Source organism: Cohaesibacter haloalkalitolerans, assembly GCF_003574655.1.
Taxonomy (GTDB): domain Bacteria; phylum Pseudomonadota; class Alphaproteobacteria; order Rhizobiales; family Cohaesibacteraceae; genus Cohaesibacter; species Cohaesibacter haloalkalitolerans.
Window position 1 is genome coordinate 188451 of record NZ_QNUM01000004.1, and the last position, 21411, is coordinate 209861.

The 21411-nt window shown below is 57.2% G+C and carries 20 protein-coding genes; 6 read left to right on the forward strand and 14 right to left on the reverse strand.

Going from position 1 to position 21411, the window contains the following annotated elements:
- Positions 1 to 95: 95 nt before the first annotated feature.
- From cckA to flgB, 7 genes are all read right to left on the reverse strand, one after another.
- Complete coding sequence (cckA, locus tag DSL70_RS11530; protein ID WP_245418188.1) at positions 96 to 2747, reverse strand: cell cycle histidine kinase CckA; 2652 nt, start codon at positions 2745 to 2747, stop codon at positions 96 to 98.
- A gap of 70 nt (positions 2748 to 2817) precedes the next feature.
- A complete protein-coding gene (gene flhB, locus DSL70_RS11535; RefSeq protein ID WP_119308080.1) occupies positions 2818 to 3903 on the reverse strand; it encodes a flagellar biosynthesis protein FlhB in 1086 nt (361 codons plus the stop codon).
- Between the two features lie 78 nt (positions 3904 to 3981).
- Positions 3982 to 4746, reverse strand: coding sequence for a flagellar biosynthetic protein FliR (fliR, locus tag DSL70_RS11540; RefSeq protein ID WP_119308081.1), 765 nt, complete (start codon positions 4744 to 4746; stop codon positions 3982 to 3984).
- Between the two features lie 39 nt (positions 4747 to 4785).
- Positions 4786 to 5049, reverse strand: a complete 264-nt coding sequence (gene fliQ / locus DSL70_RS11545) for a flagellar biosynthesis protein FliQ (protein ID WP_119308082.1) — start codon at positions 5047 to 5049, stop codon at positions 4786 to 4788.
- Between the two features lie 91 nt (positions 5050 to 5140).
- Positions 5141 to 5461 carry a flagellar hook-basal body complex protein FliE gene (fliE, locus tag DSL70_RS11550; protein ID WP_119308083.1) on the reverse strand — a complete coding sequence of 107 codons (321 nt, stop codon included), beginning with the start codon at positions 5459 to 5461 and terminating at the stop codon, positions 5141 to 5143.
- A gap of 56 nt (positions 5462 to 5517) precedes the next feature.
- Positions 5518 to 5928: a flagellar basal body rod protein FlgC gene (flgC, locus tag DSL70_RS11555; RefSeq protein WP_119308084.1), complete on the reverse strand. Its 411-nt coding sequence runs from the start codon at positions 5926 to 5928 to the stop codon at positions 5518 to 5520.
- 75 nt (positions 5929 to 6003) lie between these two features.
- On the reverse strand, positions 6004 to 6411 hold the full coding sequence (gene flgB, locus DSL70_RS11560; RefSeq protein WP_119308085.1) for a flagellar basal body rod protein FlgB: 408 nt from the start codon (positions 6409 to 6411) through the stop codon (positions 6004 to 6006).
- 363 nt (positions 6412 to 6774) lie between these two features.
- Here flgB and DSL70_RS11565 point away from each other — a divergent pair, with 363 nt between their 5' ends.
- Positions 6775 to 8136 (forward strand): flagellar biosynthetic protein FliO, encoded by a 1362-nt coding sequence (locus DSL70_RS11565; RefSeq protein WP_119308086.1) that lies wholly within the window; start codon positions 6775 to 6777, stop codon positions 8134 to 8136.
- A gap of 137 nt (positions 8137 to 8273) precedes the next feature.
- Complete coding sequence (gene fliP, locus DSL70_RS11570) at positions 8274 to 8984, forward strand: flagellar type III secretion system pore protein FliP (protein WP_119308366.1); 711 nt, start codon at positions 8274 to 8276, stop codon at positions 8982 to 8984.
- A gap of 179 nt (positions 8985 to 9163) precedes the next feature.
- On the opposite strand, the gene DSL70_RS11575 is transcribed toward fliP, so the two are convergent.
- The 5 genes from DSL70_RS11575 to DSL70_RS11595 all read right to left on the reverse strand — a co-directional run bounded on the left by DSL70_RS11575 (position 9164) and on the right by DSL70_RS11595 (position 16297).
- Positions 9164 to 13159, reverse strand: a complete 3996-nt coding sequence (locus tag DSL70_RS11575; protein ID WP_119308087.1) for a tetratricopeptide repeat protein — start codon at positions 13157 to 13159, stop codon at positions 9164 to 9166.
- A 148-nt stretch (positions 13160 to 13307) separates the two neighbouring features.
- Positions 13308 to 14045, reverse strand: coding sequence for a MotE family protein (locus DSL70_RS11580; protein WP_119308088.1), 738 nt, complete (start codon positions 14043 to 14045; stop codon positions 13308 to 13310).
- Positions 14042 to 14617, reverse strand: coding sequence for a DUF6468 domain-containing protein (locus DSL70_RS11585; RefSeq protein WP_205563239.1), 576 nt, complete (start codon positions 14615 to 14617; stop codon positions 14042 to 14044). The genes DSL70_RS11580 and DSL70_RS11585 overlap by 4 nt, the downstream gene beginning before the upstream one ends.
- Before the next feature lies 1 nt (position 14618).
- Entirely contained in the window at positions 14619 to 15782 is a 1164-nt protein-coding gene (gene fliM, locus DSL70_RS11590; RefSeq protein WP_119308090.1) for a flagellar motor switch protein FliM, read from the reverse strand.
- A 20-nt stretch (positions 15783 to 15802) separates the two neighbouring features.
- Positions 15803 to 16297: a flagellar basal body-associated FliL family protein gene (locus DSL70_RS11595; protein ID WP_119308091.1), complete on the reverse strand. Its 495-nt coding sequence runs from the start codon at positions 16295 to 16297 to the stop codon at positions 15803 to 15805.
- Positions 16298 to 16588: 291 nt separating this feature from the next.
- Between DSL70_RS11595 and flgF the strand changes: the two genes are divergently transcribed.
- The 4 genes from flgF to flgH are packed head-to-tail and all read left to right on the forward strand — an operon-like array spanning position 16589 to position 19937.
- Positions 16589 to 17329: a flagellar basal-body rod protein FlgF gene (flgF, locus tag DSL70_RS11600; RefSeq protein WP_119308092.1), complete on the forward strand. Its 741-nt coding sequence runs from the start codon at positions 16589 to 16591 to the stop codon at positions 17327 to 17329.
- A gap of 25 nt (positions 17330 to 17354) precedes the next feature.
- Entirely contained in the window at positions 17355 to 18140 is a 786-nt protein-coding gene (gene flgG, locus DSL70_RS11605) for a flagellar basal-body rod protein FlgG (RefSeq protein ID WP_119308093.1), read from the forward strand.
- A 10-nt stretch (positions 18141 to 18150) separates the two neighbouring features.
- Positions 18151 to 19191 carry a flagellar basal body P-ring formation chaperone FlgA gene (flgA, locus tag DSL70_RS11610; RefSeq protein WP_119308094.1) on the forward strand — a complete coding sequence of 347 codons (1041 nt, stop codon included), beginning with the start codon at positions 18151 to 18153 and terminating at the stop codon, positions 19189 to 19191.
- Between the two features lie 2 nt (positions 19192 to 19193).
- The gene (gene flgH, locus DSL70_RS11615) at positions 19194 to 19937 is read left to right on the forward strand and encodes a flagellar basal body L-ring protein FlgH (protein ID WP_425359358.1); all 744 of its coding nucleotides are present in this window, start codon (positions 19194 to 19196) and stop codon (positions 19935 to 19937) included.
- A 235-nt stretch (positions 19938 to 20172) separates the two neighbouring features.
- On the opposite strand, the gene dksA is transcribed toward flgH, so the two are convergent.
- On the reverse strand, positions 20173 to 20589 hold the full coding sequence (dksA, locus tag DSL70_RS11620) for an RNA polymerase-binding protein DksA (protein WP_119308096.1): 417 nt from the start codon (positions 20587 to 20589) through the stop codon (positions 20173 to 20175).
- A gap of 146 nt (positions 20590 to 20735) precedes the next feature.
- Complete coding sequence (locus DSL70_RS11625; protein ID WP_119308097.1) at positions 20736 to 21164, reverse strand: flagellar assembly protein FliX; 429 nt, start codon at positions 21162 to 21164, stop codon at positions 20736 to 20738.
- Between the last annotated feature and the right edge of the window lie 247 nt (positions 21165 to 21411).

The following is a 21411-nucleotide window of genomic DNA, read 5'->3' on the forward strand; positions in this document are numbered from 1 at the left end:
CACCAGCACAGCAACAAAAAACCCGCCAGTCTCATACGACAGGCGGTTTTTTTTCATGGTCGGAATGCTGGAGCAGCAGCAACAGCCTCCACAGCTCAGCCGTCCAGCATTTCCTTGATCTTGGTCGCCAACTGCTTGAGAGAGAAGGGCTTGGGCAGGAAGCCGAATTCTTCATTGTCCGGCAGGTTCTTGCGGAAGGCCTCTTCCGCATAGCCGGACATGAAGATCACCTTCAGCTCGGGCCGGATCTTGCGCAATTCGCCCAGCATGGTCGGACCGTCCATTTCCGGCATGACCACATCGGAAACAACCAGATCGATCGGCTCGTCAATTTCATGGATGATCTCCAGCGCCTCGGCTCCGGAGCCAGCCTCATAGACCTGATAGCCGCGGGAGGCCAGCGCACGGGCGGCGAAGGCCCGCACAGCTTCCTCGTCCTCGACAAGCAGAATGGTGGCACTGCCGGTCAGATCGGTGACAGCAGGCGGTGTCTCGCTGATGACTTCTCCGGCGTCCACAGCCAGCGCCTGCTGATCAGACTCGCCGCCAGCGGCCTCTCCCGCTGCCTCGAGGGCCTTGGCGTCTTCCACATAGCGCGGCAGGAAGATGCGGAAAGTCGTTCCTTCACCCATCTCGCTCTCAAGGAAGATGAAGCCGCCGGTCTGCTTGATGATGCCGTAAACCGTCGACAGCCCCAGCCCGGTCCCCTTGCCCACATCCTTGGTGGAGAAGAAGGGCTCGAAGATCTTGTCGCGGATATCGGCAGGAATGCCAGTACCGCTGTCAACAACTTCAAGCAGCACATACTCGGCTGTCTCCAGCTGTTTGTAAGGCATTTCGGCAGCTTCTTCAGCAGAGAGATTGCGCGTCTGGATGGTCAGATGACCGCCCTCGGGCATGGCATCGCGCGCGTTCACCGCAAGGTTGACGATCACCTGCTCAAGCTGGTTTAGGTCGGCCTTCACCGGCCACAGATCGCGACCATGAACAAGATCCAGATCCACCTTCTCGCCGAGCAGGCGGTCGAGTAGAATGGACAGGTCCGCCAGAACATCACCCAGCGCCAGCACTTGCGGCCGCAGCGTCTGGCGGCGGGAGAAGGCCAGCAGCTGACGCACCAGTGAGGCGGCGCGGTTGGCGTTCTGCTTGATGTTCATGATGTCCTGGAAGGCCGGATCGCTCGGGCGGTGGCTGGTCAGCAGCAAATCGGAGAAGCCGATGATGGCAGTCAGAACGTTGTTGAAGTCGTGGGCAACGCCACCAGCAAGCTGGCCAACAGCCTGCATCTTCTGGCTCTGTGAAAACTGTTCTTCAAGCGCTCGCTGCTCGGTGGTTTCAAGCGCATAGACGATGATCTGCTCGTCATCCCCTTCGCTGTCCTCAACCCCGGAGAGGAAGAAGCGGACCGTGCGATTCTTGTCTTCGGCAAGCTGGCTCTCGACGGGAACGATGTTGCTCTGCCCCTGCAGTGCATTCTCGATGGCCTCGCTCAACGCGGCCCGGTCCTTCTCGACAATCAGATTGAGAATCGACGGTGCCTTGCGTTCGCCATCCTCGTCCTCGGCCTTGTCCGTATCGACAGGCGCATCGGCCTTGAACATCCGTGCGAACGGAGCATTGGTCCGCAAAACCTGGCCTTCGCCGGTCAGGGCGGCAATCGCAATCGGGGTATTGTTGAAGAAGCGGGCGAAGCGCACCTCGGCGACACGCAGCTCTTCGGAAATGTCCTCGCCCGGACTGCGATTCAGCACCAGTGTACGCGACGCCCCCGGCGTGCCGTCGGATGCCATGGGCACCCGGTGCATCAGCCGCACCGGCAGCCCCTGCCCGTTGCGCTTGACCAGATCCAGATCAATCATCTCGGTCTTGGGCATGCCAGGCGCCCTGATGGCAGCATCCAGCAAAGCGGTACCGTCACCGGGCACCAGCTCGGAAAGATTGAGCTGCCGTGGCTCGAACTGGGCCAGATCATAGCCCAGCCAGTCGGCCAACGTGGCGTTCATGTAGATCACACGGCCATCCGGTTCGGCCGAGAAGAAGCCGGCAGGGGCATGATCGAGATAGTTGATCGCCAGCTGCAGCTCCTGAAAGATGTTTTCCTGCCGTTCCCGGTCTCGCGTGATGTCGCTGACCTGCCAGACATAGAGGTCCTCGACCTTGCCGCTGACCCCGACATCGACCATGCTGCGCACGCGGATGCGAAACCAGCGCGCCTGCGGCTCCGGCTCACCATCGGCAGCGCCACTCGGCGCCCGGAACAGCCGGAACTCTTCCATCGCCGGTCGACCGGACCGCACCGCTTCCGACAAGCGGTAGATCGCTTCGGCCGCATCCGGTTCACCGGCAAAGCTGCGTTCGATGGAACGGATGGATGCCGACCCGTCAGCACCGGTCAGCCGCCCGTATTCGGCATTGGCATAGACAATGCGGTCCTTGGCATCGCAGACAAGGATACCCTCGTTCATGCTATCCACAAATTGTCGCGTCAAATGCTGCTCGGGTGCCTGATTGCCCATCTGGATGAGCCCGGCGGCAAAGCCCAGCAGCGAAAGGATTCCCACCCCCGCCAGAACGCTCAAAAACACCAGCTGGATCTCGCCGCCGATCTTGCCCTTGAACAGAACCAGCGCGACAGCCACGCCAACGAGGAAAAACGCAAGCAACAACAGCCACTTGATGCTCCCAGATCGTTCACTCTGATCGATCATGGCCGGTTCCGTCTTTTCCTGACCTGTCAGCTTGCCCATCTGGTGTGTCCCTGCCTTTATTAGCGGCCTTGCCTTCTCGAATCGTTGCTTCTCAAGTTGCCTGAAAACTTCACTTGCTGCTAGACCAACTCGACCGATTTTTCAGTTTCATAATGTAACTGATGACTTCAGCAACAGCTTTATAGTGTTCTTCCGGAATGACATCATCGATTTCAACCGTGGCATAAAGAGCACGTGTCAATGGCGGGTTCTGGACGATCGGAATGCCGTGTTCACGCGCCACTTCGCGGATGCGCATCGCCGTATCATCAACGCCCTTGGCCACGCAGACCGGCGCGGCCATGTTGCCGGCATCATATTTGAGCGCCACCGAATAGTGGGTCGGGTTGGTCAGCACCACCGAGGCCTCGGGAACGGCGGCCATCATGCGCTTGCGGCTGCGCTCCATGCGCACCTGCCGCAGCTTGGCCTTGACCATCGGGTCACCTTCCTGCTGCTTGTACTCTTCCTTGACTTCCTGCATCGACATTTTCTGCTTTTCGTACCAGCGATTGCGCTGGTAGAGAAAATCGATACCGGCAACCACGGCCATCAGCAGAATGACCCCGAAAACGAGCTTGATGGCAAGGCTCTGCACGAGCGAGAGAAGCGCGACCGGCTCCAGCCCGATGACCAGATCCAGCTGATCCCTTTCAGGGTAGAGCAGAATCCAGAACAGCGATCCAACGGCACCGAGCTTGATGAGACCCTTGGCAAAATTGACGAGGCTCTCTTTGGAAAACAGCCGCTTGAAGCCGCTGAGCGGGCTGACCTTGGAGAGTTTGGGGGTGATGGGCTCGGTGGTAAAGACAAACCGGTGCTGAATGAGATTGCCGATAACTGCCAAGGTAACGAGCGCCAGCATCGGCAGGATGATGACCCCAAGCATAGCATAGCTGACCTTGCCCCAGATCTGGGCAAGCAGCGACCCATTGAGCGACAACTGCCAGGAGTGTTCGATGAAACCGCGCAAATTGTCTGAAACGCCCTGTGCGACAAAGCCCGCCAGCAAAGCAATGACCAACCCGGTCCCCAACATTGAGAACCAGGCTGACACTTCCTGACTTTTTGCCACATCGCCCTTCTTGATCGCGTCATCAAGACGCTTTTGAGTGGGCTCTTCCGACTTTTCTGTGTCGTCGTCACTACCGGCCATGACAGTCTCCTGAACCTGTCCGCACGTGTCAATGCCAACGGTGCGCCATGCCTCTCCTCAGCAAGAGAGGCACCAACGTCACCGGATGATAAACTTCCCGAGCACGTCTTCAACATGCCCCATATACCAGGTCATCATGGTGATCAGCAGTACCATAAACAGCAACAGTCCGACGAAAATATTCGCCGGCATCGCCAGAAAATACACCTGCAACTGCGGCATCAGGCGCGACAGCAGCCCGAGCGCGAACTGAAAGACCAATCCGTAAACGATGAAGGGCGAGGACAGCTTGATCCCGATGATAAAGGATTCGCCCAGAATGTCGGTCGCATATTGCGCAATATCACCGATGGCGATCGGCTGGTTGACAGGAAACAGCTGATAGCTGTCATACATCGCTGCAATCATCAGATAGTGCAGATTGGTGATGAAGATCATCGCAATGGCCAGCGTGCTCAGGAAGGTGCCGATCTGCACGGTCTGCTGGCCAGAAGACGGGTCCGCCCCCATGGCAAAGCTCAATCCCATCTGAAAGGCAATGGTCGTTGCTGCGATCTGCAACGCGGCCATCACCAGCTTCATCGACAGCCCGATCAGCGCGGCAATGATCATCTCCCGGCCCATGGCGACCAGAATCCCGGCCAGCGTTCCCGGCACCACCCCATAGTTGGCAGCAACCATCGGATACATGAGAAGGCTCGTCATCAGCGCGATCACCAGCCGCAGCCGGGTAGAAATCGCCTGTTCGGAAAAGGCTGGTAACAACATGAAAAGCGTACCGATCCGGGCAAAGATCAGTATGAAGATATAAGCGGTCTGTGGGAGAAAATCGATCAGCAACATGAGCAGGTCGCACCGGCACACGCCCCCGAAGGGGCATCGCTATCCGGAAATGGCGCGCTCCATCAACATGTGCATGTAGCTGCTCAGGGTTGCACCAAGAAACGGCATGGTGAGCAGAATGGTCACGAAGATGGCTATGATCTTCGGCACAAACACCAAGGTCATTTCCTGAATCTGGGTCAGGGCCTGGAACAGGGCGATGACAACACCAATCACCAGACCCACCAGCATGATGGGGGCGGAGATCTTGATCAGAACCCACACCCCTTCCCGCGCGATATCAAGCACTTCCGAACCGGTCATTTCGCTTCTCCTTCACACGTGGAATTGATGAAACCGACTGGTCCTAAGCATCGCCCGGAGCACAGCCCGAAGCGTAGATTGTCATTCATGCTCAGATCGGCATCTGCATGATCGACTCATAGGAGGAAATCACGCGATCCCGAATGGAAACCATCGTCTCCAAAGCCACTTCAGTTTCAGCAACCGCCGTCACCACGTCGACCACATCCGCCTTGCCGTTGATCATCGAGGTGGCAGACTTCTCGGCAACATCACCCTTGTCGAGAACCCCCTGCACCCCGTCTTTCACCATGGCCCCGAAATCGGGTTTGGCATCGGCAGCCTTTTGCAGCGACTGGTCTGATAGTGTCTGATTCGTGAGCTTCTGGGCTAGATTATATGCGTTTGCGGCGCTCAGGGAAGTGTTGATCATTGTCTAACTCATAAGGCCAGTCGCGGCCAGTGGGGGAAAAACCGGGTTGAATTCGTTCAGGCCTTGAGAATGTCGAGCGTCTTGGTGACCATCTCGCGGGTCGCCGTGATGACATTGAGGTTGGCCTGATAGCTGCGCTGTGCCTGTTGCAGGTCAGTGACCTCCATCAGGGAATTGATGTTCGGCATCTTCACATAGCCATTGGCGTCAGCCGCCGGGTTGCCCGGTTCATACTGCATCCGGAAATCGGATTTGTCTGGCAACACGCGCCCCATTTCAACCAGATTGGCCTCGACCTTCTTGTCAAAATGTGACCGGAACGTCGGAACCTGCCGACGATAGGGATCGCCACCCGGAGTACGGGCCGTCGAATCCGCGTTGGCAATGTTTTCCGAAATCACGCGCATACGACCGCTTTGCGCATGCAGACCGGAAGCTGCAATCATGATCGATTTCAGAAAATCCATTCCGTTTCCTTTCATTCCCTTGTGCCATGTTCAATGTGCCATGTTCAATCAGGGACCAACTGCCTTCGGCAGCCATCACCCCTTGCGAACGGCGGTGCGTATCATGCCCAATCCCTTGGAGTAGAGACTGGCCACGGCCTGATAGTCCATCTGGTTGGCCGTTACCTTCATCATCTGTTCTTCAAGGTTCACGTTGTTGCCCGATGGGGTCATTTCGAACCCGTCCATCTTCTTGCCAACAAGATCGCCGTCGGGAAAGATTGCCTTTCCCTGCAAATGCAGCTTGTTGGTCTGGCGGGTCTGAAGCCCTCCGGCCTTCTGCAGCTTGAGGATCGTGTTGAAATTGATCGGCGCGAGGTCCTTGGCGAGATATTCCGGACTGTCCGCATTGGCGATATTCTCGGCCAGCACCCGTTGCCTCGTCTGATGCCAGTGCATCTTGGAGCGAAGCATCTCGAATAATTTCAGATCACCGATTGCCAACGACTTGCCTCTTCAATCCGATTGAGCGAAGACGATGAGGCCATGCCCTCGACGACCCCTTGGGCAAATTTTGCCTATCAAATGGTTAACAAGATGTTAACGAAATGGAATGACTGGGTAAATATGGCTGAATTCTGCAAATACTGCCAAAAATAACGACGGGTAAAAATTGCATTTTGCATATGAAAACCGCCCAAAATATTTCAATATCGTTAGAATGCTTTGTTACATTCAGATTCGCCCGAGGCAAATTCCTTCCTTTGGCGCATGAACGGTTCCTCTGGCGGGAGGGTGCGGGTCTGACATGTCAATGACAGCAGAAGACAAGACTGACAGACAATATAAGACAAGATTGGAAACCCCATGTTGAGCATTGAAAGCGGCGTGCTTGTTCAGGTCCTGATCGGCTTTGGTGTGATCCTGATATTAATCTTCCTTCTGACCTGGATCATGAAGAAGCTTAATCTGGTATCAGCACGCATTGCCCGGCAAGGAGAAGATCCAAGACTGTCCATCAAGGAAGTGATCGCGGTCGACCACAAGCGCCGCCTGCTACTGGTGCGAAGAGACAATGTCGAGCATCTGCTGATGATTGGCGGCGAAGCTGACCTCGTTGTCGAGCAGGGCATTCCTGCCCAAATGCCCCATGCACATGCTGCACATGCGGCGGCAGCTCAAGGCAAGGCATCAACCACCGCACCGGCAGCCCAGCTGCAGCAGCCAGCACAGATGCCAGCCGCAACAGCACCCCAATCCACTCAGCAGGATCTGCCACAGCAGCCGATGCAACCGCGCATGGCACCTCCTCGCCCTTTGTCAGGGCAACCCTATTCCCCGGCACCGGCGCACCCCGCAGGGCAGGCTCCATCCTATGGCAACCAGCCGTCCTCGTCGGCGCCCCGCCCCCATGACGCACCGCCACCCTATTCTCAGGCGCCCGGCTATTCGCGCCCGACCCCACAGCATCCGGCAGCTCAGCCCAAGGGGCCGAAACTGCATCAGCCGCAGTATGGCGAACCCTACGGGCGCGACCCGCTCCATACTCCTGCACCTCATTCAGCCGATGCCAGACAGGCGCCGCGGTATGGACGTTCGGCAGCCCCGATGCCCCCGCTGACAGCCGAGCAGGCCTCGCCACAGAGTGCGCCACAGAGTTCGTCCCAGACCTCGCCCCAAAGTGCGCCTCAGAACGAGGAAACATCAGCAGGGCGCCCTCGCCCGCAGGCTGCACCAGAAGCCGCAGCTCAGCCCGCATCACACTCAAGACCAGCCGGAGAGCCTTCAACTGCGGACTCCGCTGAACAGCCAGCATCTTCGCGCAGAGAGCCACAGACGCCGGTTCATCAGGATGCACCATCGGCAGACACGGATCCGTCGGACCGCCCGTCTCCCGCAGCAAAGCGTGCAAGACCGGCAGCGCCGACCAATGACATGGATATGGACGAAAGCAAGCTGTCCGTGCCGGTTCCCGATGACGTGAAGGCGCCGGAGACGGAAGGTCCCAACCCGGCGGACACATCAAGAGACGCCACAAGCGAGCGGAAACCGGCAGATGAGGCCACACAGGCAGCGCCTGAACGCGTCAGCACTGAGGCCACCAACCGACCCCAGCAGGCCCGGCCTGAACAGCCCGTTCCCGGCTTGCGGCCCCTTGCGGAATCGGCATCCTATGATGACGAGATCAACCGTCTCCTGAACGAGCTTTCGAGCGAAATCAAGAAATGAGTTCTCTCCACTCGCAAGAGGTCTCGCATCAGGCAACGACACCAGTCGCGACAGCGCCAGCCCCGCGAAAGGCAGCCCCGCAAAAGGCAACACCGTCGCGGCGGCCCCTGTGGCTGTCAGCTCTGGCCATCATCGCCATGGCGCTGGGTCTCACTGCACTGGCCAACCCGGCCCTTGCCCAGCAGATGAGCATCGGTTTTGGCGATGACCTGACCCTGACCGAACGAGCAGTACAGCTCGTCGCGCTGATCACGGTGCTGTCGCTCGCCCCATCCATTCTGATCATGGTGACCTCGTTTACCCGGATTGTTGTGGTGCTGTCGCTGCTGCGATCGGCGCTTGGGCTTCAGACCTCGCCGCCCAATACGGTAATGGTCAGCCTTGCGCTGTTCCTGACGGCTTTCATCATGCAGCCCACCTTCGAGCAGGCCTACAACAACGGCATCAAGCCGCTGGTGGATGGCACCATCGAGGCACCGGAGGCGTTCGACCTGACATCGCGGCCATTCCATCAGTTCATGCGCCAGCATGTGCGGGAGGAAGACCTCGCCCTGTTTCTCGACATGGCCAATCAGGAGCCCCCAGACACCCCTGAAGACATCAGCCTGCGCGTGCTGGTTCCTGCTTTCATGATCAGCGAGTTGCGCCGGGGCTTCGAGATTGGCTTTCTCATCTATCTGCCCTTCATCATCATTGACCTGGTGGTCGCCTCCATCCTCATGTCGATGGGTATGATGATGCTGCCGCCAGTTGTGATTTCCCTGCCGTTCAAACTCATCTTCTTTGTGCTGATTGATGGCTGGAACCTGATTACCGGCTCACTGGTAAAGAGCTTCCTCGGCGGTTGACGCGCCGCAGCCAAGTAGTCCAGGCAGCCCAAGTGCCGGGCGGATCATCTCCATAGCAGGGTGCCCAATGGCACAATACAAGCAACAACGGGCCGCTTTCGGCCCGTTTGTACGTGCTGTCTTTGTACATGTGTCCCGGCAAGCCTTTGCCTTGTTTCACTGAACAAACTCACGTCAGGTCAGGCGTTCGGTGCGCCCCCACCATTGAGAGCCCCGTTGCTTGCACCACCCGGTGCGGCCGTATCTGCCAGATTACCCGAATCCGGTTGCAGATAGCGGTTTCGGTATTCCTTCAGGAAGCGTTCCATGGTGCTGATGCCAGCAATTTCCTGCGCGATGGCCTGAAACTGCTGCCCGTCCCGCTGTTCGATCGGCAATGTCACCACATCGAAGGCCCCGGAGACCGGCGTGTCCGACATCATCTTGGCATATTTGCGCCGCAGGCGATCCAACCCCAGACGATCATCGGAAAGGCTGTAGGCAATTCCGGCACGCAGGATGTTGGTCTGCTCATCCTTGTCCAGCGGATTGGGCACGCTCCACCGGTCACCCATCATCTGCTCGATCTGTTCGGCGACATCCTGCCAGCGCTTTGCCCGCCACAGGATATCAGCACGCAACTGTTCCACATCAGCCCCCTGTAGAGGCTTGATCAGATCAAGCGCCAGATCCACCTTGTTGAGCTCCGCAAGCGCCCGCGCCTCAACAAGACGCCGCTGGCGTTCGAGCGACAGCGGCAATTGGGCCTGACGGGTACGGCGCAACACATCCAGCGCCATGTTCGGCTTGCTGTCGAGCATATAGATCACGGCCAGATCGGCGGCAATCTGTGAGCGGGCAGCCCCCTTCAGGCGATTGTCGACCTGATGCTTGAGCAGTTCCTCGGCTCGATCCAGCAGATCCACCTCGACCAGCTTGTCCGCCAGTCTGCGAACCATTTCATCGCCGCGACGCCCGACAGGGGTCAGCTCGCGAAAGTCATAATAGAGGGAAAGGGCCTTGATGGCGGAAAGCTCGTCCACCTTGCCATCGAGAAACAGAGAAGAGAAGACACCGTTCATCTCCTCCTGCAGAACCCGTGTGATGTCTGATGCCGCGTTCGAACTGGTCGCAGCCTTGAGCGTCTCGAAGGCGTTGCGATATTCGCCCTTGTCCACATAGAGATGAGCCAGCGTGCGCAGCGCATTGAGTTCGACGTCATCGCCACGCCAGATCGTTGTCAGGCCTTCCAGTTCATCGATGGCTTCATCATTGGAAATATCATTTTCCTGATTCTTCAGCTTGATTTCCTGAAGCCAGGCATCGGTTGCAATCGGCATGAAGCGGGTGTCCCGCGCCGTCTTGAAAGCATCAAGCGCCTCGGCGGGCTGGTTGCGCGCCACGGCAATCTTGCCCCGCAGCAAATTGTAGCGGGCAACCCCTTCCTGATTCAAATAGGCCGGATTAACCTCGGCGAGCGCCGCAGCAGCACTGCCGAACTGCTGATCGAGCAGGGAGATTTCCACTCCGTCGAGCAGCATCATGTTGCGCACATGCACGCTGTAGTCCTGCGAAACAGTCGACGCCAGATCAAGGGCATCCTCGGCTTCACGCCACCGCCCCGATTGTGCAGCGGCCAGACCGCGCCAGACCGAGGCATCCGCATCATTGTCGAACTCGGGATGATTGAGACGCTGAAAAGCAGCCTCCGGACGCCCGGCAAACAGCTCAGCCGCGGCATAAAGGGTTCTGAAGCCACGTCCACGAGCAAACTCGGGCGCAGAATCCTCGATGATCTGCAGATGCCCCAGCGCCTCGGTCGAATAGCCATTGGCCAGCAGGAGCTTTGCCAGTGCCATTTCGCTCTGGATCGCCATCAGGTCATCATACTGCGACAGCTTGGCCTCCAGCGCCTGCCGTTCACGGGTAAAGGCAGTAGGCGAACTTGCAACCAGCGATTCAAGATTGAGATAGGTCTCCCTCACCTTGCCATTGCTGTTGGTCAGACCACTGACATCGGGCTTGGCCGCAGCAGTGCTTGACAGGGTCAACCCCTTGCCCGAGCTGATATAGATGAAGCCGCCATCACGAGCGACCTGCAAGTCGTCGACATTCTCGGTGATCGCGATGCCGTGGGCGGAGACAAGGGTCGAGAAGTCGACCAACTGCTGCGATTTGACAAACCCGCGCGCTGGCCCCAACCCGGTGACCACATGGAGGTTTTCACCCGTCCCCGGGTCGCGCAGCTTGAGGATGCTGCCGGCGCCTTCAAACTTCACACGAACAGCAGAGCGTCCACCACTGATCTTGGTGCGGGACATATGCAGCGGCTTGGTCGGCTCGACAACCATGTCGCCGATGGTCAGAAGCCATCCGTAGCCTTCAGGCGAGAAGGTCACCAGCCGCGAGTTCTTGAGGGGAATCCGCAGAACCGCCGTCTTACCCGACCGCCAGACCTCCAGATCGTCGGCGATGGAGGCCAACTGACTGCGGGCACTGGAAATATCAAGCCCAAGCGCCGTATCGAAGACGGCCCAGATGACACCATCCTTCTTGAACACGGCAGATGCCGTCGGATCCTTGAAGGGGAAGAACAGACGCACCGAATGCCCGAAGGCCTTGGCTTCGACAGGCAGCAGCTGGGCGGTCAGATCCGAGGTCACCCCGGTCATTCGCTCGGCGTTGCTCTCACCGGAAATGCGATCCTCACCGGGCAGTATATTCTCCTGAGCCGGATCGGGCTGTGTCGGGGCAATCAGATCAGTCTGCAAGTCGCCCATCGACGGCGCCTCGGCAACCGGGCCTGCATCAGGCATCGGCAAAATCGGATTGGTGGCAGCAACAGGAGCAACCGGCGCCGCCGACGGGGGCGTTGCATTGTCTGTTGAAGGGATGGCCGAGGGTCGAGTGTCGGCGGAAACAGGCTTGGGCTCCGCACCGGCTGGCGGTATCGTCAAATAGGCGTCATTGACCGCAGCGTTTTGCAGGTTGGTCTCCGTCTGCCCGGCATCGGTCGCAGCTGCTGTGTCGGGATTGATCGGCTCGGCGACCTGGGCGTTGGCAAACAGCGCGCTGCTCTGATCCTCGCCATTCGGCCCCGGCCCGAGAATGAGATCGCCCTTGGCAGCCGCATCCTTGGCATCGCCCCAGGTGTCAGCGGAGCCAATCCTGTTGCCTGCGGCTGGCGTCTCATTGGCCGCAGAATTATCTCCGCCCGTTCCTTGGGAAATGAGCACGCCGCTGTCACCACTGGAGGTGATGGCCCGCGTGATGCTGTCTTCCGCTCCCTTGGCCTCGAACAACACCTTGTCGCCGGTTATATCGACGACATAGGATGACTCCTCGCGGAAGGCGCGGACATCGGACGTCGGGGCGACGTCGATCACGAACTTGGTACCGCCGCCATCATGGGAAAAACTGAGATCGTTGATCAGGGCAGGAAGCTCGGCCCGGATCTTGGAAAGATCGACATCCGCGTCGTGATTGAAATTGACCCGCACCTGAGCGCCCTGACGTTCGAAGGTGGAATCAAAGGGAATATTCCAGATAAAGGCAACACGGGTGAAAGTCGGGTGATCGCCGATGCGCAGATCAAGCTTCGGGCGCACCCTTGTCCCGGCCTTGGCCTGCTCAAGGGATTTCGCCAGACGCAAGGCAGCCTCGGCCCTCTTGGCAAGTTCCTGCACCACATCGGATGGCAAGGCCGGAGGCAGGCCGCTCCAGCTGGTTGGCAACAGATCCACAAACAGCTTCTCGCCCGCTTCCATCGTGTTGATCCGCACATCCGGCTTGAGGGCGATGCGAATGCCCATGCCATCGGGATCTAGTCGGGCAACGGTGATGTAATCTGGCAGAATGGTCGGCAGTGACAGGACGGACGTCGAATTCATCGGCTCATCGAACCGGATCACGAAAACGCTGTTTTCCTGCTTGATGGAATGCGCCGGCAGCAGGTTTCGCCCCTTGAAATTGAGGACGATACGGCCATAGCCCTCTTCCTTCGTGGTGACGATTTCCAGCTCTCCCTTCGGTGAAGAAGACGACTGCGCCATAGCCACTGAATTGAGAACCAAAACCAGAAATGGCAAGAGAAAAGCCGCGGCAAGAGACTGGTAGGCAACGGCAAAACGGCAGGCCCGCATCCATTGGCAGGCCTTGAGGCATTGCATCAAAATCTGCCGCGCCGCATTCGACATCAAAGGTCTCCAGAACCGAGAAACACACCATATCTCGACAGACAAGCGTCCAATCGAGCATTCATCATGGTAGCCAGACTAGATGAAAATGCTTTCTCGTGAATTACCAAACCCGCTAAACACGGCCCGAATCCAACATTCAAATGGATCAATTGCCAATTTGTGGCAGTTGATCAGACGAATTCGACTGCATGGTCTGCTGAAGCGAGTTGCTGTTGGCAATTGCCGCGCTCAGAGCACTGGCAGACTCAGCTTTCATTTCGCCCATGATCGCAGCGAGCTTGCGGGATTTCATCGACTTGACGATATCGAGCAGAATATCCTGATCCATCACTTCGAAGATCTGGGCTGCCTGCTTGGACTTCATCGATGAATACATGGCGACCAGACGGTTGACGTCCTGTTGCTGTTCCTCAGTACGCTTCTTGGTCGCCAGTTCGATCGACTGCTCTATGGATTTCAATTCGTCCACCCGCTGCTGCAGTCGCTTCTCGGCCGCTTTCAGCAGCGCCTCGCGCATCTCGATGCTCTTTGCCCGGTCGTCCAGTTCCTTGCGGCGATTGGCGAGGCGTTCGAGAATGGCCAGTTCGGATCGGGACCCCTGCGTCGGATCAACCTTCATGCCATCGACAAAAGCTGGCGGCTCGTCACCAAGAGACGGCGCAGCTGGGTCAGCAGCGGTGTCGGCGGGCGCTTGCGCGCCATCGGCAGAACCAGCCTCGGCCCCAGCCCCGTTGGCAGGAGTCGCAGCAGGGGCTTCCTGCGCTTGGGCTGGTGTTGTCGAGCCACCGGCAAAATCACTGTAGACGACCAGATGGGCCACCTTGATGCACAGCAATCCAACCACGGCAATCAGAACGGTTGGAAGCAGACGAACCTGTGTCATGCCGCGACACCTCTCTTCTGCCGAATGGCCATCAGACGCTCGGAGGTAGCAGCAGCAGCATCCTTGAGACTGCGAGGCGCTTCAATGGCTTCAACGAGTGGAGCAGCAGCTTCCCTTTCAAGAGTTTCATAATGGGTATGCGCAGAAACACCCCGGCTGTATCCGGCCGTATTGACGCGGGTGTATCCGTTATCCTGGGCAAGAGCCGGGCGAGCGGCCAGTTGCGGCTGCTCCACAGCCACGGCACCACCGCGCACGGCATCGGAAATCTTGACCAACCGGCCCACGACCCCCTCTCCTTGCGAGACATAATACTGCAGTTCCGAGGCCAGCCGCTCCGCTTCCATCAGGCGATGAGCGAGGTTCTTGTCGCAGTCTCCTGCGGTGGCCTTGAGGCCAAGGATGGCCCGCTCGGCGATCTCGGTTGCAGTAATCAGCTCGGCAATGGTGGCGCGCAGGGCTTCTTCGTCATTGCGCAGGCGCTTCAAGCGACGGTTCAGCGTCATGCAGTAGCCGATCGTCAGAACGAGCAAAAAGGCGACAAACAATTCAATCATCATTCCAGCAGACATTCTACTCACCCTTCCCTGATGCGCCCTGAGCGGCTTTCTCAAACGCGGTTAGCGTCATTTTTGGTTTGGCCAACTTGTTGGTGACCTGTACGGAGATATTCCCATTGTGCTGCCCCATGATTCCCTTGGTCAGATAGACCCCACCGCATTTCAGACGAACAGGGTCATTCGGCCCGCTCTCCAGCATCAGGGTCTGACCAACATCGAGTTTCATGATTTCGCTGAGCGACATCTTCTTCTCGAACAGAAGGGCATCGACCTGGATCTCCGAGAGGAACACTTCCGTCGCCAGATGTCCTTCCCAGATGGGATCACGACCGAATTTTTCGCCCATGAACATCTGCAGAAGAAGATCTCGAATCGGCTCGATTGTAGCATAGGGTAGCAGCATTTCGATCTTGCCACCCCGGTCTTCCATATCAATGCGCAATTCAACCAAGATTGCCGCATTGGCAGGCCGGGAAATGGCCGCAAAGCGCGGATTTGTTTCCAGACGCTCCAGCGTGAAGTTGACTGGAGACAGAGGCGCAAAGGCGGCCTCCGCATCTTCCAGAACAATCTCGATCATCTGGCGCACAAGGTTGAGCTCAATGGTCGTGTAGGGACGCCCCTCAACGCGGATGGCCGAGGTCCCGCGCCCCCCTCCGAGCAACACGTCGATGATGGAATAGATCAGGCTGGAATCGACCGTGATCAGACCCAGGTTGTCCCACTCCTCCGCCTTGAACACCGTCAGGATGGCAGGCAGAGGAATGGAGTTGAGATAGTCGCCAAACCGAATGGAGGTAATCGAGTCCAGAGACACTTCGACGTTGTCAGAGGTAAAATTGCGCAGGCTGGTGGTCGTCATGCGGACCAGACGGTCGAAGACGATTTCCAGCATCGGCAGACGTTCATAGGAGACAATAGCCGAGTCGATCAGCGCGCGCACACCGCTGCGCTCACCGGCAAAGCCATCATCAAGGCTAAAGCCGAGCAGATTGTCGATCTCTTCCTGATTGAGCACCCGATCAGCGCCGCGCGAGGAGCCATCTTCCCCGTCCATCGGCTCATCGATCATCGCCGCCCATTGCGCAGCCATCTCATCGGCACTACCAGCACCCTGCTCTTCCAGAGCAGCGCCCCAATCGGCCATCAGGTCTACACTGTCGTCATCGTCCGCCATTTGAAGCCCTATCGAAAGTCCTACTGAATGAGGATTTCCTTGAACAGAATGTCATTTACCTTGACCGGATAGATTGCATCATTGATCCGCTTCAGAAGCTCCCGCTTCAGCCGAAACAGCCCAGCTGACCCTTCAAGATCCCTCGTCCTCAATTCCCTGAGATAGACCTGGAAGGCATCCAGAACCCGCGGCATGAACGGTTCGATCTTCTGCGCCTGCTCCTGACTGAGCAACTCCAGTGAAACCTTGAGGCGAAGATACTGCGCCCGGCGGTTCTGTGAGTTCAGATTGACCGTCATCTCTGGCAAGTCATAGAAATAGGCCTTGCTCTCAGGCTCGGCGTTAGGGTCATTTTCAGGTTCAACCACACTGCTGGAAGAAGAAGACATAAAAAAATAGACGCCCCCACCGATGCCGGCAACCAGCGCCAGAGCAAGGGCGATCATGATGATCAGCTTTTTCCTGCTGCCACCAGATCCACCTTCTTTTTCGTCATTTTCAACTTCGTCCGACATCGAGGATCCAACCTGATAACGATTCATCAACCATGGTTAATAACCCTTAATAAATAGCGCAGAAAAGGTTAACAAAACCTTTCCAAATTTTGGACACGACCAGATCGGCAACTTTTTCCCACTGGGCATTTTTAAACCCTGAATCCTTTGCCTTCGCCGCCAACATATATCATCAAACCATTGAAATATATATGGTTCGCATTTTGGCACACTTCATGCTTAACACAATCTGAACGCATCACGCTGGGGAGCAGAGATGCGCATCATTTGGGAGCAAAGTGGTTAACGCTTATGGAGAACCTACAACTCATAGGTCTGACGCGGCAGATGGTTCTGCGGCGCAAGATGGATGTCATCGCCAACAATCTGGCGAACATCAACACGGCGGGCTACAAGTCCGACAACCTGTTGTTCAAGGAATACATCATGCCGGTCGCAGAAATGGACGATTTCCGCGCATCCGACAAGAAGCTGTCCTATGTGCAGGATGACGTGATCGTGAAGCAGTTCGAGCCCGGCTCGATTGTCAACACGGGCAATCCAGTCAATGTCGCGATCAACGACAGAACATCCTTCATGGTCATCAACACGCAGAACGGTGAACGTTACACCCGCAACGGCGAGTTCGAAATCAACAATCAGGGTCGAATGGTCACCACCGACGGATACGAGGTCATGGGCGCAGACGGCCCGATCACCTTCACGCCGGAAGACACCAATATCAACATAACCCGCGATGGCCTGATCACCTCCGACAGGGGCGAGGTCGGACGCCTGCGGGTCGTAACCTTTGACAACCTGCAAGCTCTCAAGAAAGAGGGCACCTCGCTCTTCATCGGCGAAAACCCGACACCGGTCGAGACTCCCAACCTTCTGGGTGGCCACATCGAGCAATCGAATGTTCATGGTGTTATCGAAATCTCTCGCATGATCGAAGTCTCCCGCGCCTACGGCTCCCTTGCCAATGCACTGAAGGCCACCAATGACCTTCGGGAAACCGCAATCGACAAACTCGGCAGATTGAATGCCTGACGCTGAATAGAACAGGAGATCGAAAATGAGAGCACTCCACATCGCATCGACCGGCATGATGGCGCAGGAACACAACGTCGAAGTCACGTCGAACAACATCGCCAACATGCGGACCACCGGTTACAAGAAGCAGCGCGCCGAGTTTCAGGACCTGCTCTATCAGGACCTGCGCCGCGCCGGCTCCAGCACCTCGGCCCAGGGAACACAGGTTCCCGTCGGCGTCCAGATCGGCTCGGGTGTCCGTCTTGCCGCAACCTCCCGCGTCATGTCGCAGGGCGATCTTGAGAACACCCAGAAAGATCTGGATGTCGCCATTCGTGGCGAAGGCTATTTCCAGATTTCCTTGCCGGATGGCCGCACAGCCTACACCCGTGACGGCTCCTTTGAAATGGACAGCGCTGGCCGACTGGTGACCATTGACGGTTATGAAGTCCTTCCGGGGATCACCTTCCCTGACGACACCAAAGACATCACCATCAGCAGCGATGGCGAGGTTCAGGTCACCCAGAGCAACAGCACCACGACCAACACCATCGGACAGTTCACTCTGGCCCGCTTCATCAACAAGGCAGGCCTTGAGCCGATGGGCGACAACCTGTTCCTTGAAACCGAAGCCAGCGGCGCACCGCAGGTAGCCGTGCCGAACGATGAGGGCTACGGCAATCTGCTGCAGAAATATCTGGAAAGCGCCAACGTCAACTCGGTCACCGAGATTTCCGACCTGATTGCCGCCCAGCGCGCCTATGAAATGAATTCCCGCGTCATTCAGGCCGCCGACGACATGTTGTCTGCAACCTCTCAGCTAAGCTAGGCCCCATAAGATGAAACGTGCATTTCTCGATATGGCAAAACGTCCGGCAGCTCTGGGACGGATCGCAAGAGCCGCCTGTCTGGCCATCCTAGGCTTCTCAGCCGCCCTTTCCGGCAGCCAGACAGCCTTTGCCATCACCATTGATACCGATACGGCCATTCTCAAGGCCAACATCACCGTTGAAAACCAGCTTGTCACACTGGGTGACCTGTTCATCAACGCCGGCTCACATGCTGGCACGGCCGTGTTCCGCTCACCGTCGCTGGGACAGAGCGGTAGCATCAAGGCAGATCTCGTCCTTGAGGCAGCCCTGCGCGCTGGCCTCAGCAAGGTGACGGCCAACAACATCTCAATGGTCAACGTGGCACGGGCTTCCGAACTCGTCACCGAAGCCGACATTCTGGGCTCAGTCGCGGCCCAGCTCAAAGCCAAGGGCTATGTGTCCGCAACGGCGCAGGTTGATGTCGAACTAAGCAGCCACATCACCGATCAGCACGCTGCCGTCGGAGGGTTCACCCCATTCGAAGTCCGGAACCTGCGTTTTGACCGCGCCAGTGGTCGCTTCGTTGCCAACCTGACCATCTATGGTCGCGAAGACCTCGGCATCGTACATCTCAACGGTCGCGCCGTCGAAACGGTTATGGTTCCGGTTGTCTCCCGCACCATCCGCCGCGGCGAGGTCGTCTCGGAAAATGACATCACCATGACACCGATGGCCCGCCAGCGCGCCGAAGCCAGCAATCCGGCAGATCTTGCCGATGTTGTCGGCAAGGCAGTCAAGCAGTCTCTGCGTCCGGGAACCATCGCCAGCGCGGCCTTTTTCACCGAACCGGACATGGTCAAGCGTTCCGACACGGTCACCATCATGTTCAATGCCGGCAACCTTAACCTGTCGATCATGGGCAAGGCCCTTTCCGACGGCACCAAGGGCGACGTCATTCCCGTTCAGAACGCCCAGACGAACCGCATCATTCGCGCTCAAATCATAGGCCAAGGCCTGCTGGAAATCGTCACACCGAACCAGAACGTCGCCTCGCTCGGAGCCCAATGACTATGAAAACGATCCATCTAATCTCAATCTGCCTGATGGCGTCCGCTCTGAGCGCCTGCGGCGCGGGCGAACGCCTCAAGAATATCGGCAAGGCCCCGGCCCTGTCGGCAATCGACAACCCGACCTCCCAGAAGGGCTATCGCCCGGTACAGATGCCAATGCCAACAGTAGAAGCCGCAGCCTACAGCCCCAACTCCCTGTGGCAGACCGGGTCACGCAAATTCTTCAAGGATCAGCGCGCCAACAAGGTCGGCGACATCTTGACGGTTCAGGTCAGCATCACCGATAGCGCCAAGATCGACAACTCGACCTCACGCAGCCGTAGCGGCAGCGACAGCGTTGGAATGAATGGCTCGGTCGGCAATGCGCTCACCAGTGCGCTCGCAGGGCTGGGAAAAATTGACGCCTCCTCGCTGGCCGATGCCTCCTCAAGTTCATCATCCACGGGCACCGGCGCCATCGACCGGTCTGAAACCATCACCACATCCGTCGCCGCCGTCGTGCTGCAGGTTCTGCCGAACGGCAATCTGGTCATCGAGGGACGACAGGAAATCCGCGTCAACTTCGAAGTGCGGGAAATTCTGGTCGCCGGTATCGTCCGGCCAGAAGACATCGCGTCGAACAACACCATTGAATCGGAAAAGATTGCCGAAGCCCGCATCGCCTATGGCGGCCGCGGTCAGCTCTCCGATGTTCAGCAGGCCCGTTATGGCCAGCAAGTCATGGATATCATCCTGCCATTCTAACCGTGCGGCGGGCCCCGGCCCGTCACTCCCATGCTCCCCACCAGATCCCGAACCACTGGATCTGGCATCGGCGAGGTCCGCTCCCAATCTGGCCTCCCGATCCGTGATCACGCCATGCTCCCAAATTTTGGCTTGATCACAAATAAAAGGCGCGGATCTCTCTCCAGGATCCGCGCCTTCTAATAGCAAACTCAAAAATATGTAACCGTTTCAGAAAGAGGCAAACCTTTGAGCCTTATTCATCCCGGTAGACTTTTTCTCTCCGCTCGTGACGTTCCTGCGCCTCAATGGAAAGAGTGGCAGTCGGTCTGGCATCAAGGCGTTTCAGTGAAATTGGTTCCCCGGTATCTTCACAATAGCCGTAGGATCCGTCCTCAATCCGCTTCAAAGCTGCATCGATTTTGGATATCAGTTTTCGCTGCCGGTCACGTGCGCGCAATTCGATCGCCCGGTCGGTTTCCGAAGAGGCTCTATCCACCAGATCAGGATGGTTGGAGCTCTCATCCTGAAGATGCTGCAAAGTCTCACGGCTTTCTTTCAGAATTTCGTCTTTCCACTTTTGCAGTTTGAGACGAAAATATTCAATTTGCCGTTCGTTCATGAAGGGCTCACTGTCCGAAGGACGATAGTCATCATCTATCTCGATCGACATGGGCTTACCCCTTAGTTCCCTGGAAAAGACGACCGTTATATAGAGGGTGCAAGACTGACGCACAACTACTCTTTATAAAAAAAGTATAAAGAGATTAATTTGCGTGCGATATTCCATATAAACGATCTTAAATGAGCAACGGATACTCAGTTTTTATGAAGTGCTTCCAGTTTTGCGACTTCAACCTGAGCCCTCAGGGAGATTTCCTCAAGAAGTGCATCGATTCGCTCGTCGCCACTGGCTTCCGATTCCGTAGAAAGTCGTTCCAGTTGCCGCAACACCGAAATGGACAAGGTACCACAGAGAATACCCATCCTGATTTCTTCAAGTAGATCCAGCATCTTGTTACCTTTGCGTACGGCTTTTCTTTTCTTGCCGTGCAAGGCATCATCCACCGACTGCAGGGCAATCAGCGCCGAAACGTCCTGAACAGCCCCACTCTGAACTGTCTGCTGGGACCGCGAGGCGCCTTGCGTTTCTTCCGGAACGGAGAAACTGCTTGATGATGTCCTCGAAGCACCCGACGTCCCTGACTTGGAAACCTGCTTGCTTCCCGATCCACCCTGTACTCGCATTTCAACATCCCGTCTTGTCTGACCCGTCAAACCATCATCATGGCACAGCGGAAGATCCCGAAGTCGCGCCAGTCTGGTGTCTCCAGTCCTGCGTCTTAGGAAAAGATTAACCCAATTGGTTAACGAAGCGTTAACCTACCCGGCAAATTTTGCACCCCTCCCAATGCAAGCCAATTGAGAAACATTCCAGGATCGATTTAAGAATCCCGGAATTTCGGCAAAGACGGCGGAAAACGGCGAAGCTCGG

Bases quoted from the DNA above. Each gene is read 5' to 3' on its own strand.
- cckA (WP_245418188.1), bottom strand. From the start codon at position 2,747: ATGGGCAAGCTGACAGGTCAGGAAAAGACGGAACCGGCCATGATCGAT.
- flhB (WP_119308080.1), bottom strand. From the start codon at position 3,903: ATGGCCGGTAGTGACGACGACACAGAAAAGTCGGAAGAGCCCACTCAA.
- fliR (WP_119308081.1), bottom strand. From the start codon at position 4,746: ATGTTGCTGATCGATTTTCTCCCACAGACCGCTTATATCTTCATACTG.
- fliQ (WP_119308082.1), bottom strand. From the start codon at position 5,049: ATGACCGGTTCGGAAGTGCTTGATATCGCGCGGGAAGGGGTGTGGGTT.
- fliE (WP_119308083.1), bottom strand. From the start codon at position 5,461: ATGATCAACACTTCCCTGAGCGCCGCAAACGCATATAATCTAGCCCAG.
- flgC (WP_119308084.1), bottom strand. From the start codon at position 5,928: ATGGATTTTCTGAAATCGATCATGATTGCAGCTTCCGGTCTGCATGCG.
- DSL70_RS11565 (WP_119308086.1), top strand. From the start codon at position 6,775: ATGTTGAGCATTGAAAGCGGCGTGCTTGTTCAGGTCCTGATCGGCTTT.
- fliP (WP_119308366.1), top strand. From the start codon at position 8,274: ATGGCGCTGGGTCTCACTGCACTGGCCAACCCGGCCCTTGCCCAGCAG.
- DSL70_RS11575 (WP_119308087.1), bottom strand. From the start codon at position 13,159: ATGTCGAATGCGGCGCGGCAGATTTTGATGCAATGCCTCAAGGCCTGC.
- DSL70_RS11580 (WP_119308088.1), bottom strand. From the start codon at position 14,045: ATGACACAGGTTCGTCTGCTTCCAACCGTTCTGATTGCCGTGGTTGGA.
- DSL70_RS11585 (WP_205563239.1), bottom strand. From the start codon at position 14,617: ATGTCTGCTGGAATGATGATTGAATTGTTTGTCGCCTTTTTGCTCGTT.
- fliM (WP_119308090.1), bottom strand. From the start codon at position 15,782: ATGGCGGACGATGACGACAGTGTAGACCTGATGGCCGATTGGGGCGCT.
- DSL70_RS11595 (WP_119308091.1), bottom strand. From the start codon at position 16,297: ATGTCGGACGAAGTTGAAAATGACGAAAAAGAAGGTGGATCTGGTGGC.
- flgF (WP_119308092.1), top strand. From the start codon at position 16,589: ATGGAGAACCTACAACTCATAGGTCTGACGCGGCAGATGGTTCTGCGG.
- flgG (WP_119308093.1), top strand. From the start codon at position 17,355: ATGAGAGCACTCCACATCGCATCGACCGGCATGATGGCGCAGGAACAC.
- flgA (WP_119308094.1), top strand. From the start codon at position 18,151: ATGAAACGTGCATTTCTCGATATGGCAAAACGTCCGGCAGCTCTGGGA.
- flgH (WP_425359358.1), top strand. From the start codon at position 19,194: ATGAAAACGATCCATCTAATCTCAATCTGCCTGATGGCGTCCGCTCTG.
- dksA (WP_119308096.1), bottom strand. From the start codon at position 20,589: ATGTCGATCGAGATAGATGATGACTATCGTCCTTCGGACAGTGAGCCC.
- DSL70_RS11625 (WP_119308097.1), bottom strand. From the start codon at position 21,164: ATGCGAGTACAGGGTGGATCGGGAAGCAAGCAGGTTTCCAAGTCAGGG.